Raw genomic sequence first — 15,525 nt, forward strand, 5'->3', positions numbered from 1 at the left:
GCCGACGCAACTCTTTCGAGTGAGAAACTGCGGGCCTCTCTACCTGATCAAGACCCTCTTGCGGGCGGAAATCCCGGGATTCCGGGCCCATCGCCCACCATTCGGCGGTAGGAAGGGCAGGCACCACGTGCACCGCACGTCACAGAAGGACACGAGCGCTGAGCTGAACAGAGGAGTCCCCCGGTGAGCCAGCAGCCGGAGATGCAGCCGCCGGGGCCCCCCGGGGGAGACGTCACCCGTGATCTGACCGGTACGCCGTTCCCCCTGGGCGACTGGGGCGAGCCGGCCGAACGGCTCGACGAGCTGTACCGCTGGGTCGAGGCGAACGCCCTGCGCACCGCCGAGTGGTACCTCTCCGACCGCGTCTGGAAGCGCCGCGCCGCCCGGATCCTGCGGATCGGCACGGCCGCCGGGGTGATCGCGGGTGCCGCGCTCCCGCTGCTCGACCTGACCGGGGTCGCCGAGGGCACCGCGGGCTGGGGCTATCTGTCGCTGCTGCTCGGCGCCGCCTGCCTGGCCTGCGACCGGTACTTCGGCCTCACGTCCGGCTGGATAAGGGACGTGGCGACCGCCCAGGCCGTGCAGCGCCGCCTCCAGGCGCTCCAGTTCGACTGGGCCTCGGAGAGCGTCCGGGAGGTCCTCGGTCCCACGGAGGGCACGGCCAGCGAGGCGGCCGAACGCTGTCTCGGCGTGCTGCGCCGCTTCTCCGAGGACGTGACGGAGCTGGTACGGGCGGAGACCGCGGACTGGATGGTCGAGTTCCGTTCGGGCCCGGCGCCGCTGGCGCTCCAGTCGGTCGGCGTCGTCCCGGCCAGGGCGGAGAGCTCGCACCCCTCGGGCCGCTTCCCGCTGCCGCCGGGCACCCGCCCGAACATGCCGCGCCAGCGGCCCCCGGAGGCCCGCTAGGGCGATCCGGGGGCCGGACGGACTCAGCTCAGCTCAGCTCAGCTCAGCTCAGCTCAGGATGATCATCGAGCCCTGGGCGAGGCTCCGGGTCGCCGCCGCGTGCAGCCCCAGCCACACGTGCCGCTCCCGGGCGAAGGGGTGGTCCTCGTACGGCACGGCCGCGGCCGGCTCCTCCAGGGTGGTGGGCCGGTCCGGCGGCTGCGGGGCCGCCGGCGGGTTCGCCGGGTCGATGCCGAGGGCGGGCGCCACGAACTCCAGCTCCCGCAGGAGCCCGTACGAGGAGCCGAGCGGCCCGCCGCCTTCCAGCAGCTCGTCGCTGGCCAGCGGCACCGGGAAGTCCACCGGCACGTACGCGCCCGCGTGGTCGTAGTGCCAGACCAGGTGGGACTGCTGGGCGGTCGCCTCGAACATCTCCAGGAGCTGCTCGTAGTCCCCGCCGAGCTCGCCGACCGGCTCGACCGGCAGCCCGCACATCTGGAGCAGGTAGGCGCGGCGCAGGAAGTGCAGGGCCTCGTAGTCGAAGCCGGCGACCGGGGCGACGTCGCCGGACAGCCCCGGCATGTACGCGTAGACGGGCACGGTCGGCAGGCCCGAGGCGGTCAGCACGGCGTCGTAGGCCGCTATCTCTTCGGCGAAGGGGTTGTCGGGGCTGTGGCACAGCACGTCGACGAGGGGGACCAGCCACAGGTCACAGGCCAAGGGAGGCTCGCTCTCCGTCAGTTGCAGGGACGGCCAGGGTAGTCGGCCGGGCCGACGACGCCCACCCGCTGACCACCTGCCCCCGGAGCCCCCGCCTCAACCCGGATCACCGGATCAGCGGACGGTCCGAGCCTCCAGCCTGTCCGCCCATTCCAGCGAGTGCGCGTTGTAGTCCCGTACGACCTGGACGGCGGCCTCCGCGTCGCCGCGGGTGATCGCGTCGACCAGCTCCACGTGTCCGCTCCACAGCCAGCCGAGGACGTCCCGCTCGGAGCGCAGGAAGGGCACCGAGAAGACCCAGGCCTGGACGCGGAGCTTGTGCAGGAAGTCGGCGATGTAGTCGTTGGCGGAGACGAGCCGCCCCAGCTCGCGCCAGTAGCGGATGTCGTAGCCGATGAGGATGTCGAGGTCCCCGGCGCGGGCGGCGCGGGCGGCGGCCTCGCCCCGGCGCCTTATGGAGACGAGCGCGACGCCGATGTTGTGGTCGGGCTCCGGCGGCGGGGTCGTCGCGGGCGCGTGGCGGCGGAAGATGCCGTCGACGACGAGCATCCGGGCCTCGACCATGCCCCGGTAGTCGGCGATCGAGTACTGGTGGACCCGGAAGCCGCGGTGCTGGTCGGAGTCGAGGAGGCCCTGCGCGCACAGGTCGACGAGGGCTTCGCGGACGGGCGTCGCGGAGACGCCGTACTGCTCGGCGATCTGCTTGACGGTGAATTCCTCGCCCGGCTGGAGACGCCCTGCGAGCACCTCGTCACGCAGCGCGTCCGCGATCTGCTGTCGCAAGGTGTTGCGAGTGACAGCTCCGCTCGCGGGCATGGGTCGGGCCCCCTCCGTCCGGTTCCGGACACCCTAGTCCAGACGGAAGGGGCCTCTCCGTTCCGCGGTCAGACGGTGTGTTCGTCGGCCACCGAGAGCGCCGCGTCCAGGGCCGCCAGGCCCTCCTTGGCCTCCGCCTCGGAGACGTTGCAGGCGGGAACGGCGTGGGTGCGGTTCATGTTGATGAAGGGCCACAGGCCCTGCTTCTTCGCCGCGGCACCGAAGGCGGCCATCGGGGCGTTGGCCTCGCCGGCCGCGTTGTACGGGACGAGCGGCTCGCGGGTCTCCTTGTTCTTGACCAGGTCGAGCGCCCAGAAGACGCCCATGCCGCGGACCTCGCCGACGGACGGGTGGCGCTCGGCCAGCTCGCGCAGGCCGGGGCCGAGGACGTTCTCGCCGATGTGGGCGGCGTGCTCGACGACCTTCTCGTCGGCCATCACGTCGATGGTGGCGACGGCGGCGGCGCAGGCCAGCGGGTGACCGGAGTAGGTCAGGCCGCCGGGGTAGGGCCGCTTCTCGAAGGTGGCGGCGATCTCGGCGTTGATGGCGACGCCGCCGAGCGGCACGTAGCCGGAGTTCACGCCCTTGGCGAAGGTCATCAGGTCGGGCACGACGTCGAAGTGCTCGGCGGCGAACCACTTGCCGGTGCGGCCGAAGCCGGCCATGACCTCGTCGAGGACGAAGACGATGCCGTACTTGTCGCAGATCTCGCGGACGCCGGCGAGGTAGCCGGGCGGCGGGGTCATGATGCCGGCGGTGCCGGGCACGGTCTCCAGGATGATCGCGGCGATCGTCGCCGGACCCTCGAAGGCGATCGTGTCCTCCAGGTGCTGGAGGGCCCGCGCGCTCTCCTCCGCCTCGGTGGTGGCGTAGAAGGGCGAGCGGTACAGGAACGGCGCCCAGAAGCGCACGACGCCCGCGGAGCCGGTGTCGGAGGCCCAGCGGCGCGGGTCACCGGTCAGGTTGATCGCGGTCGAGGTCGCGCCGTGGTACGAGCGGAAGGCCGAGAGCACCTTGTGGCGGCCCGTGTGCAGACGGGCCATGCGGACGGCGTTCTCGACGGCCTCGGCGCCGCCGTTGGTGAAGAAGATCTTGTCCAGGTCGCCCGGGGTGCGCTCGGCGATGAGGCGTGCGGCCTCGGAGCGGACGTCCACGGCGAAGGCGGGCGCGAAGGTCGCGAGCTTCCCGGCCTGCTCCTGGATGGCGGCGACGACCTTGGGGTGCTGGTAGCCGATGTTGGTGTAGACGAGGCCGCTGGTGAAGTCGAGGTAGCGGTTGCCGTCGTAGTCCCAGAAGTACGAACCCTCCGCGCCGGCGACGGCGAGCGGGTCGATCAGTCCCTGTGCGGACCAGGAGTGGAAGACGTGCGCGCGGTCGGCGGCCTTGACGGCCGCGCCGGCCTGAGGATCGGGTTCGACATGAGGGGTCATGGGACCGAGGGTAAGGAACCGCAGGTGGGACGGGCCATCACCATCTTGTCCACCGAGACCGTGGCGGACCCGACACGTTGCCGGTCGGGGCGGTGAGCGGCGCGGCGGGCGCTCAGCCGACGATCACGTCCACGGGGCAGCGAATGCCGGACGCACGGGCCAGGCGGCCGTCCGCGGTGACCAGCGCACAGCTGTACGCCTCCGCCGCCGCGGCGTAGGCCGCGTCGTAGGCGGTGAGGTTTCCCCGCAGCTCCCAGATCCGGGGGAGAAGCACCCGCGACAACGGCACGACAGGTTCCAACTTGGCAAGGGCGGCGACGGCGTCCTCCGCGTGCTCCTTGGAGATCTTTCCGCCCAGCAGGTTGCCCCGAATCACCGAGAGCACCTCGATCGTCCAGTGCTCCGGCGCGATCCACCTGCTGTCGGCTGCGAGGGCGGCGCGACACCGGTCCCCGATCGGCCCCTCGTCGAGCAGCGAGAACGCGAAGACGGACGCGTCGACGACGATCACTCGTCATCTCCAGGCACACCGAGTCCCGCATCCCGTTCGGCACGCTCGGCGCGCAGCACCCCCAGAACGTCGGCGGTACCGAGCCGAGTGCCGTACCGCCCACGGGAGAAGCCCTGGAGGACGGCCAGATTGTCCCGGCGCCGCACTTCGTCCGTCAGCACGTCGAACAGGTACGCCTGCAACGACTGGCCGCGCTCACCCGCTATGGCCGCCAGCCGGTCGCGCATCTCCTCCGGCACATCACGAATCTGCAGTGCAACCATGCCCCGATGATTGCATGCATATCTGCATGCATACAATCGAACGACCCGCCCCGTCTAGGCTCCGCGCCATGAGCACGTCAGCGCGCAGTGCCGCCACCGCCTTCACCGGCTGGGGCATGGTCCTCAGCGGGGCGGCCGCCGTCGTGGCCGCCCTCTGGGGGGTCTCCCCGCACCCGCCGCTCGTCCCCGAGCTGGCCCTCGCGGGGCTCGCGGCGCTCTTCGCGGCGGGCTGGGTCCTCGCCTCGTACCGCGCCGGGGCCCGCGAGCGCGACCCGCTCCACAAGCCCCGCCCGGACACCCGGAAGCCGAACCCCGTCCTGCGGTACGTGCTCTGCTTCGGCGTCCCCTTCGCCACCTTCGCCGCCTTCCTGACGGCCTTCACCGTCAGCGGCTCCTACGGCCGCGAGACCGAGCGCCTGGAGCGCGCCGGGTACGCCGAGTACGAGGTCACCGTCGTCCGCCTCGCCGGCGAGCCGGAGTTCCACGAGGGCGACGAGGACCACGATCCGTACTACCTCACCGACCTCACCCTGCGGATCCCGTACGAGGCCGGCCCCCGCGAGGTGACCGTCCGGGGCATGTACACCCGCTTCAAGGCGCCCCGGCCCGGCCGCAAGGTCGACGTCTACTTCGCGCCCCGCGACCCGAACACCCCCGTCGTCGAGGACGGCAGACGCTCCACGGTCCGCCTCTTCCTCGTCGCCTTCCTCGGGCTCTGGATCTGGCCCCTCATCCTGGTCGCGGGCTTCACCATCAAGGCGATGGGCGACGCGAACGACCTGCACCGACTGCGCCGCTTCGACCCCGGCGTCCACCTGCCCGCCCTCGCCGTCCTGCTGACCGGCCTGGTCCTGCTCCTCCCGAAGGCCCTGGACTTCCAGGTGGCGGGCCACGACCAGCTGTACGCCCTCGTCTCCAGCCTGACCCCCGCCCTGGCCCTGACCTGGGTCGTCAAGAGGGTGTGAACAGCTCGCTCACCGCACTCCGCAGCAGCAGCGGATGCACGAAACGGTCCGGGCACGTCGGCGGGAAGCGCCACGCCAGGGGCCAGGTGCGGCCGGTGAGGGCCGGGACCGGTACGTAACTCACATGCGCCGGGCTCGCGTTGAAGCGCGTCACCCCGCGGGGCCAGGGGCGGCGGGCCGTCGAGCCGGGCGGTACGAGGAAATAGACCCCGCGCCGGCCGTTCGCCTCGATGACGACGGGCCCCGGGTCTCCCCCGGTGAGCGCCTCCATCCAGTCGGCGAGCCGGCGCCCTTCGTCACCGTCCACTCGAACGGCGTCGAATTGTACGCCCGCCTTGCGGAGTTGGAATCCGGAAACAGGAATCCAACTCACATCAACTTCCCGATTCTCTGCATTCACAGCACCATGTTCCCGCGTCGGCGCTAGCGTTTTCCACGACTGCGGCGGGCGCGTCGGCAACCCCTTGACCTGCGCCAACACACCCTCAACGCAGTCGAATTCGGCGGGGAGCAGTTGAGACCGGTTGAGATCGGTTGAGTCCGAATGGGGAGCGTGAATGGCGCGAGCCGAGAACAAGGAAACGGTGGGCCCTGCGGCCAGGACGGCGGCCGCCGTGGCGAAGAGAATGCGGCAGAAGAAGGGCTGGACACAGGAGTACCTGGGAAGCCAGACAGGCTTCACGGGAGCGGCGATCAGCGCGATGGAACGGCTCATCCATCCGGTGAGCGACGACATGCTGGTCCAGCTCGAACGGGGCCTCGGCGGCGGCACGGGCTTCTTCGAGGAGCTGAGGGAACTCGTACGCCTGGAGAAGCTGCCGGAGCAGTTCCGGGGGTACGCGCCGATCGAGCAGAAGGCGGTGAGCCTGCGGCTCTATGCGAACCATGTCGTCCACGGACTCTTCCAGACGGAGGCGTACGCGCGGGCGTTGATCGCGGGCGGGTGCCCGGAGCCCACGCAGGAGCGCACTGAGGAGCTCGTCGCGGGTCGAATGGCCCGCAAGGCGTTGTTCGACCGGAAGCCGGTATGCGAGATCGAGCTGGTGCTTGACGAGTCGGTGCTCCTGCGGGCGATCGGGAACGCGGAGATCATGCGGGAGCAGTTGACCTACCTGGCAGAGTGCGCCCGGAGGAGAAACGTGGTTCTTCAGGTACTGCCGTTGGACGCGGGGTTGGGTGGCGAGTACGCAGGTGCGCGAGGGGAAGTGAACGTGGTGGAGACTCCGGCCCACGACCTCGTCACCTACCTGGAGATCGGGGACGAGAGCCTGCTGATCACCGACCGGACGAAGGTCAGTACGTACAGGCAGCGGTATGCGAAGATCCGGGCACAGGCCCTGGATCCGCGCAGGTCGCTGGGCGTCATCGAGGAGTTGGCGGGAGTACGGAGATGAGCGAGACCCTGCACTGGTTCAAGTCCAGCTACAGCGACAGCGGTGGCGGCAACTGCGTCGAGGTCGCCTTCGCCTGGCGCAAGTCCTCCTACAGCAGTGACAGCGGCGGCAATTGCGTAGAGGTCGCCACCTGCGCCCACGCCGTCCACCTCCGGGACTCCAAAGTCAGCGACGGGCCCACGTTCGTCGTGGAGCCCGCCGCCTGGACCGCTTTTGTCGCCGGCCTGACCCTCTAGCAGTACAGGTTCGCCCCCGCGGGCACGCCCAGGATCTGGGTGAACTGCTGGTACTTGGTGACCCGGCTCTGGACCTGGGCCGGGTTGCCGCCGTTGCACTCCAGGCTGCCGTTGATCGCCCAGATGGTCTGGCCGAAGCCGGCGCCGTTGACCATCGCGTTGTGCGCGGTCATCGTGCCCGGGCCGTTCTGCGTGTTCCAGTACCAGAGGCCCGTCTGCATCGCGACGGCCGGATCCTGCTCCACCCGCCACGGGTTGTTCAGCAGGTCGATGCCGAGGGCGTCACCGGCCGCCTTGTAGTTGAAGTTCCACGAGAGCTGGATCGGGCCCCGGCCGTAGTACGCGGCCTGGCCGGCCGGGCAGCCGTAGGGCCGGGTCGTGTCGCAGTAGTGGGGGTAGTTGGCCGTGTTCTGCTCGACGATGTAGTAGAGCCCGCCCGTCTCGTGGGAGACGTTCGCGAGGAACGCCGCCGCCTCCTGCTTCTTCACCGTGTCGCTGCCGGTGGTGGCGAAGCCGGGGTAGGACTTGAGGGCGGCCACGAGGCCCGCGTACGTGTAGAAGGGGTTCCGGTTCGGGAACATCTGGTTGAACTGGGCCTCGGAGACCACGAATCCGGAGGGGTTCGGGTCCGTGCCGCCCCCGCCGGTGCCGCAGGCGCCCTCGTCGCGCCAGACGTCCGAGGAGCCGGGGCGCTCGTTCTGGGTCCACCACTTGGCGTACCAGTTGTGGCCGTTGTACGAGGCGGTCATGCCGCCCGTGTAGACGCTGCCCGAGTTCCAGGCGGCGACGCAGGCGGGGGCGGCGCCCGCCGAGGCGGTGGGGAGGAGGACCGCGAGGCCGACGGCCGTACAGAGCGCGGCCATCAGGGTGACCAACTTGCGCAGCATGGTGCGTACTTCCTTCCGGGTGGGGTCCGGGTGGGAAGCCACAGCGAAGCGCGATTGGTCTGAACCTGTCAAGGTCTAGACCAGAAAACGACCCCACGGCGCCACCGTGGGGTCGTCCTCCGAAGGTGCGGCCTTACGCGGCCACCCGCACCGCCAGTTCCTTCGCCAGGGACTCGGCCGCCGCGATGGACTCCGTGCGGGAGGACTCGAAGAGCGGGACGAGCCCGGCCATCGCCGGGACGTGCGGGGCCAGGGTCAGCTCGGGGGCGATGAAGGTGACGTCCAGGCCGAACATCTCCCCCAGGGCGAGCCGGAGGTAGTTCTCGACGTAGTCGTTGCCGTGCTGGGGCGTGCCCTCACGGTAGGAGCCGCCCCGGCTGGTGACGACGACGGCCCGCTTGCCGGCGAGCGAGGGGTGCTCGGCGATCGAGGTGCGGCCCACGAGGAAGACGTGGTCGAGCCACGCCTTCAGGGTGGAGGGGATCGTGTAGTTGTACATCGGCGCGGCGAGCAGGATCACGTCCGCCCGCTCGGCCTCCTCGATCAGTCTCCCGCGCAGTGCGAAGGCGGGCGCCGTACTGTCCGCGTAGTAGGCGGCGGCCTCCAGGTGGGGGATCGGTTCCTCCGCGAGGTCGCGGTAGATCACCGTCCCCTCGGGGTGCTCCGCCTCCCAGGCCTTGCGGAAGGCGGCGGTGACGGCGCGGGAGTGGGAGTCGTCGCCGTTGAAGGACGTGTCGATGTGCAGCAGCGTGGCCATGGGGATCGTCTCCTGGGGAGTCGCGGGGGCTGGTGAAAGAGATCTTTCTTCCTCAACCAAAGTTGAGGTCCAGCCCCTTCTCCCTGTGACCCCGGTCACCCTCAGATCATCAGGATGATCCGGCCCGGCCGGTGCCCCGCCTCGGCCCTGCGGTGCGCCTCCGCGACCTCCTCCAGGGGCATCACGTCCGCCACCCGGGTGATCAGCTCCCGGTCCGCCACCTTCCGCAGGCTCTCCGTGAGCCCGGCCGCGTCCGGGACGGCCCGTACGGTCTCGACGCGGATGTCCCGCTCGGCGGCCGGCACCCGGTCGGGGGCCAGCGCGGCGAACGCGCCGCCGTCCTTGACCACCGGGAGCAGCTCGGCGCCGATGAGTCCCCCGTCGAAGACGGCGTCGACCCCGTCCGGGTCGCCCGCGTGGACCTTCGCGACGATGTCCTCCGGGATGCCGCGCGGCACGACGTGGTCCGCGCCGATGACCCGCAGTTCGGGCTCGTCGCCCTCGTGGGCGACGCCCACGACACGCAGCCCGGCCGCATGGGCGTACTGGACGGCCAGGCGGCCCACCACCGCGCTCGCGCCGGTCACGAGCACGCTCGCGCCCGCCGGAAGGTTCAGCCGTTCGAGGCCCTGCTGGGCGGTGGCCGAGGCCAGCGGCAGCGACGCGGCCACCGTGAAGTCCACGTCCTCCGGGATCGGGGCCAGCCACTCCGGGTCGGCCCAGATGATCTCGGCGTACGTGCCGTCGCCCGTCAGCATCTCGAACCAGGGCACGAATCCGGCCACACGGGTGCCGACCGTCATCCCCGGCTCTCCGGGCACGGGATCGAGCAGCTTGCCCGCGAAGTCCGTCCCGAGGACGAACGGGGGCCTGAGATCGCCGACCGCGTCGGCGTACCGGCCCGCGCGGATCCGCAGATCGGCCTGGTTCACCCCGGCCGCCCTCAGGGCCACCCGCACCTTGCCCGGGACGGCCCCGGCCTCCGGCTTCGGCCGGCGGGCCATGCGGAGAACCTCGGGTCCGCCGTAGGCGGTCACTTCGACGACGCGCATGGGGTACTCCTCAGACGGAAGGCCCCCTCGTGGCCATTACACCCACGCTCCGCAGCCCCGGGCAACCTCTGTCGGTCCACCTGGGGAGGTGTCCGCGGGAAGGCGTCTGAACGAACGGCGAAGTCCAGGTGGCGGCCCGCTACGCCGCCCCCGCCCTCGTACAGGCGTCCGTACCGTCCCGGCCATGGAGTGGATAACCGCAGAGAACGTCATCGCCGTGGGAACGGCCCTCGTCGGTGTCCTGGTCACGCTCGCCGTCGTCTGGATCGACCGGTTCTCGCCGCAGCGCAAGCGGCTCGGTTACCGCGTGCAGCTCAACACCCCGCTCCACCGGGAGGAGAACCAGGACAGCGAGGTCATGACGGTGCGGGAGGGCCAGGTCGTGGGGATGGCCGCGCCCGCCGACGGTTCCACGCTCGTCCTCCTCCGCATCGAGAACGACCGCGAGCTCGACATCGCCTCCGAGGACTACGGCGCCTCCGCCGACCCCCACGGACTGAAGATCACCTTCGGTGAGCGGACCGTCCAGGGCGTCGTCGCCACCATCCCCTCCGCCTGGGACTCCGTACGGGAGGACCTGGAGCGCTCCCCCAAGCTCGGCCGGAACGGCAGCGCCGTCCTCGTCCCCAAGGTGGCCCTCGAACGCGGCCAGTACTTCAAGCTGCTCGTCCAGCTCTCCGGCGGCGTCGCCGACCGCGACATCAAGATCGACGGAAGCCTCCAGGGCGGCTCCATCCGGCGCAACCGGAGCACCACCCCCGACGAGAAACCGGCCAGGTTCAGCCCCACCGCCCGGACCGTCACCATCGTCCTCACCGCCTGCGTCATGGCCCTCGCCGCGATCATCGTCCGCGAGCAGAACCCGCCGCCCATCGGCTGCGCCCGCGGCACCCTCACCGTCACCGGCTCGACGGCCTTCGCGCCCGCCCTGCGCGAGGCGGCGAAGCGGTACGAGAAGGACTGTGAGGGCTCCACGGTCACCGTCGACGTGCACGGCTCCACCGCCGGCATCCGGGAGCTGGCCGCGGCCGGACCCGACAAGGGCTCCGTCATCGCCTTCTCCGACGGGCGCAAGCCCGGCGGCTTCCCCGAACTGCGGGAGAACATGGTCGCCGTCTCCCTCTTCACCGTCGTCGTGAACGACGGCGTGCCCCTCGACGACCTCACCCTCGACCAGATCCGGCGCGTCTACCGGGGCGACATCCACAACTGGGGCGAGCTCGTCCCCGGCCTCGACCGGCCCGTCCTCCTCGTCAGCCGCGACGCCAACTCCGGGACCCGGCAGGTCTTCCAGCGCCGTGTCCTCGAACGCAACGAGCCCGCCAACTCCTCCCAGGACTGCCAGACCTCCGACGACCCCGAGTCGAAGGTCATCCGCTGCGAACTCGACTCCACCGAACAGGTCCTCGCCACCGTCGCCCAGCTCCCCGGTGCCCTCGGCTACTCCGAACTCCGCGCGACCGACGGGCGCAAGGGCCTGCACCGGGTGGCCGTCGACGGGCGGCGGCCCGTCGTGGCGGAACTGGGCGAGTCCGGCTACCCGTACCGGGAGATCGAGTACGCCTACACCCGGGGCCTGCCCCCGACCGACTCCCTGACCGCCAGCTTCCTCACGTACCTCCGGTCGGGGCGCGGCCAGGACGTCATCAGCGCGCACGGGCACCTGCCCTGCGCGACCCCGAAGGGACTTCCGGTGTGCGGAGAGGGCTGATCGCCGATCTCCTCGTCTGGCATGCTCTGGCGACGTGGAGTCATTGAACGCGGAAGATCCGGTCAGCGTCGGCCCGTTCCGTCTGATCGGCCGCCTCGGGGTCGGCGGGATGGGCCGGGTGTTCCTGGCGCGCTCGGCCGGCGGGCGGACCGTCGCGGTCAAGGTGGTGCACGCGGAACTGGCCGCCCAGGACGAGTTCCGGCGCCGGTTCGCCCGCGAGGTCGCCGCCCTCGAACGGGTCGGCGGCACCGGAACCGCGCCCGTCCTCGGCTCCGACACCACCGCCGAGTCGCCGTGGGTCGCCATCGGCTACGTGCCGGGGCCCTCGCTGCGGACCGTGGTCGGCGACGAGTTCGGGCCGCTGCCGCCCGCGACCGTCCGGGCCCTCGCCTCCGGGCTCGCCCGCGCCCTCGACCACATCCACGCCGCCGGACTCGTCCACCGCGACCTCAAGCCGTCGAACGTGCTGCTCACCGTCGACGGGCCGCGGATCATCGACTTCGGCATCGCCCGCGCCGTCGACCACGTCTCCGACGGCGGCAACCTCACCACCACCGGGGCCGTCGTCGGCTCCCCCGGCTTCATGTCGCCCGAACAGGTCCGCGGCGACCAGGTCTCGCCCGCCTCGGACATCTTCTGCCTCGGGTCCGTGCTCGCGTACGCGGCGACCGGCCGCGCCCCCTTCGGCACCGTGGACAGCGGCGTCCACGCCACCATGTTCCGCATCGCGCACGACGAGCCCGACCTGACGGACCTCCCGCCCGAACTCTCCGGACTCATCCGCGCCTGCCTCGCCAAGGACCCGGCGGCCCGGCCCACGGCCACCGAGATCGTCGAGACGCTCCCGGTCGCCGACCCGTGGCTCCCGGCGGACGTCCTGGCCCGGCTCGGACGGCACGCGGCACAGCTCCTGGAGGCGGAGGGCAGCAGCGCGGAGGCTTCGGAGACTCCCCCGCCGCCCACGGGGACCACCTCCCCCACCGCGCCCGCCGCGCCCCGGCGCCGGGGCCGTACCGCGCTGCTCGCGGCCGTCACGGCGCTCGTGGTGGTGGCGGCGGCCGGCGCCGCCTACACGTACTGGCCCAGGAACGGCGGCACCACCGGCGGCGGGGGCGGGGGCAGGAACGTCACCACCGGCCCCACCCGGCCCGCCGCCGGGATCGTCCCCGCCGCCTTCCTCGGCGCCTGGGAGGGCGTCCTCAAGGGCAAGCCGGACGCCCCGTACGAGACCAGCCGGATCGAGATCACCCAGGGCGCGGCCGGCGCCAAGGCCGCCGTCTACACCCACGTCACCGGGGAACAGCTCTGCATCGGCCGGGCGACCCTGATCTCCGCCACCGACAGCGAACTCGTCCTCGGCGAGGCCGAGATCACCGAGAGCGTGCCCGCCCAGCGCTGCACCCCGGCCGCCCGCCAGACCCTCACACTGCGCTCGACCGACGTCGTCGAATGGGGCTCCGGCGTCGCCAAGAGCACCTTCCAGCGGGTCAGGACCGGCACGAACATCGTCCCCGCCGCGTTCGTCGGCACCTGGAAGCAGGCGCCGGACACGGTGACCCAGCCCGACCCCGACCGCTGGTCCTACGTGGTCACCGTCACCCAGGGCCCGGTCGGCGCGCCGCTCGTACGCTTCGAGCAGGCGTATCCGCGCACGGACGACCAGGGGAACCAGCTCTCCGGCACCATCCGCTGCGCGACCACCGCCCTCGTCGGCGGCGCGGGCTCCCTCCTCGTCATCGGCCCCGAGACCCGCGACCCGGACACCTGGGACCCGGACTGCGCCGAGAACGGCTCCAGCAACCTCCGCATCGTCCGCTACCAGGGCAAGGAACGGCTCCAGGTCTACGGGATGAGCGCGGACGGGGAACCGGCGGAGTTCGTCCGGGACTAGTCACCTCGCGAGCAGCTCCAGGGCCGCCCTGACCGAGTCCAGGAGCGGCTGCCCGATCGCGCCGACCGTGGCCGCGACGGCCGCGAGGGCCATCAGCGAGCGGCGCCGGGACCCTGCCTCGGCGGACGGGCCGGCGGCGAGAACGGGCAGCGCGTCGTCGATGGAGGACCGGTCCTCCTCCGGCACCTCGCCGCGCAGCGCCCGCGCGAGCTCCACGACGGCCCGGAGCGTCTCCTCCAGGCTCGCCTGCGGGGCGTGGTGGTGGACGATGCCGGTGTGGCCCTGGCCGCCGTTGATGTTGACCGCGTCCCCGTAGTAGTGGTGGTTCCCGCTCGTCACTTGGACACTCCCGTGTTGCCGCTGCCGCCGTAGATGTTCACGGCGTCGCCGAAGTAGTAGTTGCTGGGGTTGCTGATCGTGAGCGCCCCCACCGTGACGGTGAGCTCCGCGTCCGGTTCGTCGATCGCGGACGCGATCCGTACGACGAGTTCGTTCAGGTACCGGCGGTCCCCGGAGACCATCGCGGTCGACCGGCCGTTCGTCTCGATGGCCAGCACGTCGTGGGCGGACGCGGTGACGACGGCCAGCATGTCGACCGTGAACCAGATCAGGGCACCGATGACGCCCAGGATGGAGATCTGGTACAGGAATGCGGTGAAGCCGCCCGGCCCCTCTCCCCGGGCGAAGACCTGGCCCAGGAAGGCGACGAGGCCGATCGCGAGCGCCGCGAGCAGCGTGAGCACCACCCGTTTCACGAACACGCGGACGGCATCAGCCTTACGGGGCCGGAGCACGAAGGTGTAGACGCGGACGATGTTCTCCAGCGGATAGGCCGCGCCGCTCACCCAGAGCAGCCGCTTGCTGATGACCAGCGGAAGAGCCGCCGACGCGGCGATTCCGGAATGCGGCGGGTGGGACGGCGGTGGTGGCGGTGTGGGCGGCGGTGCTGGTGTTCCCATGCTTCCCCCTGTGCTGTGGCGGGCCGAAGTGGAGCCCCATTAAGCACTCGACTCTCCCGCAGAACAAGGCGAGTTCAGGCCTCCCGTGAGACGACTTCGGACACCGCACGGGCATAGTCGTGCACCAGGGGGCGGGAGTCGTCGGCGCGCCAGGCGAGGGCGAAGCTGGTCGGGGAGACGCCGTCGACGGGGCGGACGACGACGCCGCCACGGGTGAGCAGCGGGGCGTTGCCCTCGGCGACCAGGCAGATGCCGAGGCCGTCGACGAGGGCTTCGTACGTCTCGTCGGTGGATCCGATCTCGGCGCCGATCCGGGCCGGGCGGCCGTCCCGCGCGTCCAGGGCCAGCCAGTGGTCGCGGAGTTCGGGGGCCACGGCGCCGGGCAGCGCGAGGAAGGGCTCGTCGAGTAGGTCGGCGAACGCGATCCGCTCGCGGCCGGCCAGCGGGTGCCGCTCGGACAGGGCGATCAGACGCGACTCGGTGGCGACGACGACCCAGCGGAAGCGCTCGGCGCCGACCAGCGGGAGCCAGACGAACGCCAGGTCGCTGGTGCGGTCGGCGAGCCCGGCGGTCGGGTCGTCCCAGCCGATCTGGCGCAGCCGGAGCCGGGCCGCCGGGTGCTTCTCGGTGAAGCGGGAGCGGATCGCGGGAAGCAGGCCGCTCCGGCCGGGGCTGGTCGACATGCCGATGCTGAGCGTGGCCTCCCGCTCGGCCCGGGCGGCGCGCACCGCGCCCTCCCCCTCCGCCCACGCGGCGAGCACCGCGTGGGCGTGCGGCAGCAGGGCCGCACCGACCGGCGTGAGGGCCACGCCCTGCCGGTCCCGGTCGAAGAGGGGTGCGCCGAGCTGCCGCTCCAGGGCCCGGATCTGCTTGCTGAGCGCGGGCTGCGAGACGTACAGCCGCTCGGCGGCCCGCGTGAAGTGGAGCTCCTCGGCGACCGCGAGGAAATACCGAAGATCCCGCCCGTGCACGTCCATGCCCTCTGGCTATCACGGCGGATCTTGGACGGACAACGTCCCACTGTCCCAAGCTTGTTGGGACAGCGAGC

At 71.5% G+C, this 15,525-nt stretch carries 18 protein-coding genes; 6 read left to right on the forward strand and 12 right to left on the reverse strand.

The annotated features are described in order from the left end of the window. Positions 1 to 201: 201 nt before the first annotated feature. On the forward strand, positions 202 to 906 hold the full coding sequence (locus tag AB5J54_RS18740) for an SLATT domain-containing protein (protein WP_369149389.1): 705 nt from the start codon (positions 202 to 204) through the stop codon (positions 904 to 906). A 48-nt stretch (positions 907 to 954) separates the two neighbouring features. Here the strand turns inward: AB5J54_RS18740 and AB5J54_RS18745 are convergent, their stop codons facing one another. From AB5J54_RS18745 to AB5J54_RS18765, 5 genes are all read right to left on the reverse strand, one after another. Next, positions 955 to 1,605: a hypothetical protein gene (locus AB5J54_RS18745; protein WP_369145058.1), complete on the reverse strand. Its 651-nt coding sequence runs from the start codon at positions 1,603 to 1,605 to the stop codon at positions 955 to 957. 114 nt (positions 1,606 to 1,719) lie between these two features. Continuing rightward, positions 1,720 to 2,421, reverse strand: a complete 702-nt coding sequence (locus AB5J54_RS18750) for a GntR family transcriptional regulator (RefSeq protein WP_369145059.1) — start codon at positions 2,419 to 2,421, stop codon at positions 1,720 to 1,722. A gap of 68 nt (positions 2,422 to 2,489) precedes the next feature. Further along, the gene (locus AB5J54_RS18755) at positions 2,490 to 3,851 is read right to left on the reverse strand and encodes an aspartate aminotransferase family protein (protein ID WP_369145061.1); all 1,362 of its coding nucleotides are present in this window, start codon (positions 3,849 to 3,851) and stop codon (positions 2,490 to 2,492) included. A 112-nt stretch (positions 3,852 to 3,963) separates the two neighbouring features. After that, positions 3,964 to 4,362 carry a type II toxin-antitoxin system VapC family toxin gene (locus AB5J54_RS18760; protein ID WP_369145062.1) on the reverse strand — a complete coding sequence of 133 codons (399 nt, stop codon included), beginning with the start codon at positions 4,360 to 4,362 and terminating at the stop codon, positions 3,964 to 3,966. Next, positions 4,359 to 4,625, reverse strand: coding sequence for a hypothetical protein (locus AB5J54_RS18765; protein ID WP_369145063.1), 267 nt, complete (start codon positions 4,623 to 4,625; stop codon positions 4,359 to 4,361). Before AB5J54_RS18765 ends, AB5J54_RS18760 begins: the two co-directional genes overlap by 4 nt. 68 nt (positions 4,626 to 4,693) lie before the next feature. On the opposite strand from AB5J54_RS18765, the gene AB5J54_RS18770 reads away from it, so the two are divergent. After that, positions 4,694 to 5,590 (forward strand): DUF3592 domain-containing protein, encoded by an 897-nt coding sequence (locus tag AB5J54_RS18770; protein WP_369145064.1) that lies wholly within the window; start codon positions 4,694 to 4,696, stop codon positions 5,588 to 5,590. On the opposite strand, the gene AB5J54_RS18775 is transcribed toward AB5J54_RS18770, so the two are convergent. After that, positions 5,577 to 5,990 (reverse strand): hypothetical protein, encoded by a 414-nt coding sequence (locus AB5J54_RS18775; protein ID WP_369145065.1) that lies wholly within the window; start codon positions 5,988 to 5,990, stop codon positions 5,577 to 5,579. The genes AB5J54_RS18770 and AB5J54_RS18775 overlap by 14 nt on opposite strands. A gap of 157 nt (positions 5,991 to 6,147) precedes the next feature. On the opposite strand from AB5J54_RS18775, the gene AB5J54_RS18780 reads away from it, so the two are divergent. Continuing rightward, on the forward strand, positions 6,148 to 6,984 hold the full coding sequence (locus tag AB5J54_RS18780) for a helix-turn-helix transcriptional regulator (protein ID WP_369145066.1): 837 nt from the start codon (positions 6,148 to 6,150) through the stop codon (positions 6,982 to 6,984). After that, complete coding sequence (locus AB5J54_RS18785; RefSeq protein WP_369145067.1) at positions 6,981 to 7,220, forward strand: DUF397 domain-containing protein; 240 nt, start codon at positions 6,981 to 6,983, stop codon at positions 7,218 to 7,220. Before AB5J54_RS18780 ends, AB5J54_RS18785 begins: the two co-directional genes overlap by 4 nt. Here the strand turns inward: AB5J54_RS18785 and AB5J54_RS18790 are convergent. The 3 genes from AB5J54_RS18790 to AB5J54_RS18800 all read right to left on the reverse strand — a co-directional run bounded on the left by AB5J54_RS18790 (position 7,217) and on the right by AB5J54_RS18800 (position 9,916). Beyond that, positions 7,217 to 8,107 (reverse strand): glycoside hydrolase family 19 protein, encoded by an 891-nt coding sequence (locus AB5J54_RS18790; RefSeq protein WP_369145068.1) that lies wholly within the window; start codon positions 8,105 to 8,107, stop codon positions 7,217 to 7,219. The genes AB5J54_RS18785 and AB5J54_RS18790 overlap by 4 nt on opposite strands. A gap of 133 nt (positions 8,108 to 8,240) precedes the next feature. Continuing rightward, positions 8,241 to 8,864, reverse strand: coding sequence for an FMN-dependent NADH-azoreductase (locus AB5J54_RS18795; RefSeq protein WP_369145069.1), 624 nt, complete (start codon positions 8,862 to 8,864; stop codon positions 8,241 to 8,243). Positions 8,865 to 8,965: 101 nt separating this feature from the next. After that, entirely contained in the window at positions 8,966 to 9,916 is a 951-nt protein-coding gene (locus AB5J54_RS18800) for an NADP-dependent oxidoreductase (RefSeq protein WP_369145070.1), read from the reverse strand. 184 nt (positions 9,917 to 10,100) lie between these two features. On the opposite strand from AB5J54_RS18800, the gene AB5J54_RS18805 reads away from it, so the two are divergent. Next, complete coding sequence (locus AB5J54_RS18805; protein ID WP_369145071.1) at positions 10,101 to 11,627, forward strand: substrate-binding domain-containing protein; 1,527 nt, start codon at positions 10,101 to 10,103, stop codon at positions 11,625 to 11,627. 34 nt (positions 11,628 to 11,661) lie between these two features. After that, on the forward strand, positions 11,662 to 13,518 hold the full coding sequence (locus AB5J54_RS18810; RefSeq protein WP_369145072.1) for a serine/threonine-protein kinase: 1,857 nt from the start codon (positions 11,662 to 11,664) through the stop codon (positions 13,516 to 13,518). Here AB5J54_RS18810 and AB5J54_RS18815 read toward each other — a convergent pair whose 3' ends face one another. The 3 genes from AB5J54_RS18815 to AB5J54_RS18825 form a co-directional block, all read right to left on the reverse strand. Then, complete coding sequence (locus AB5J54_RS18815; RefSeq protein ID WP_369145073.1) at positions 13,519 to 13,857, reverse strand: hypothetical protein; 339 nt, start codon at positions 13,855 to 13,857, stop codon at positions 13,519 to 13,521. Beyond that, complete coding sequence (locus AB5J54_RS18820; protein ID WP_369145074.1) at positions 13,854 to 14,477, reverse strand: DUF6232 family protein; 624 nt, start codon at positions 14,475 to 14,477, stop codon at positions 13,854 to 13,856. The genes AB5J54_RS18815 and AB5J54_RS18820 overlap by 4 nt, the downstream gene beginning before the upstream one ends. Before the next feature lie 74 nt (positions 14,478 to 14,551). Next, entirely contained in the window at positions 14,552 to 15,454 is a 903-nt protein-coding gene (locus tag AB5J54_RS18825) for a LysR family transcriptional regulator (protein WP_369145075.1), read from the reverse strand. Between the last annotated feature and the right edge of the window lie 71 nt (positions 15,455 to 15,525).

Source organism: Streptomyces sp. R44, assembly GCF_041053105.1.
Classification (GTDB): Bacteria; Actinomycetota; Actinomycetes; order Streptomycetales; family Streptomycetaceae; genus Streptomyces.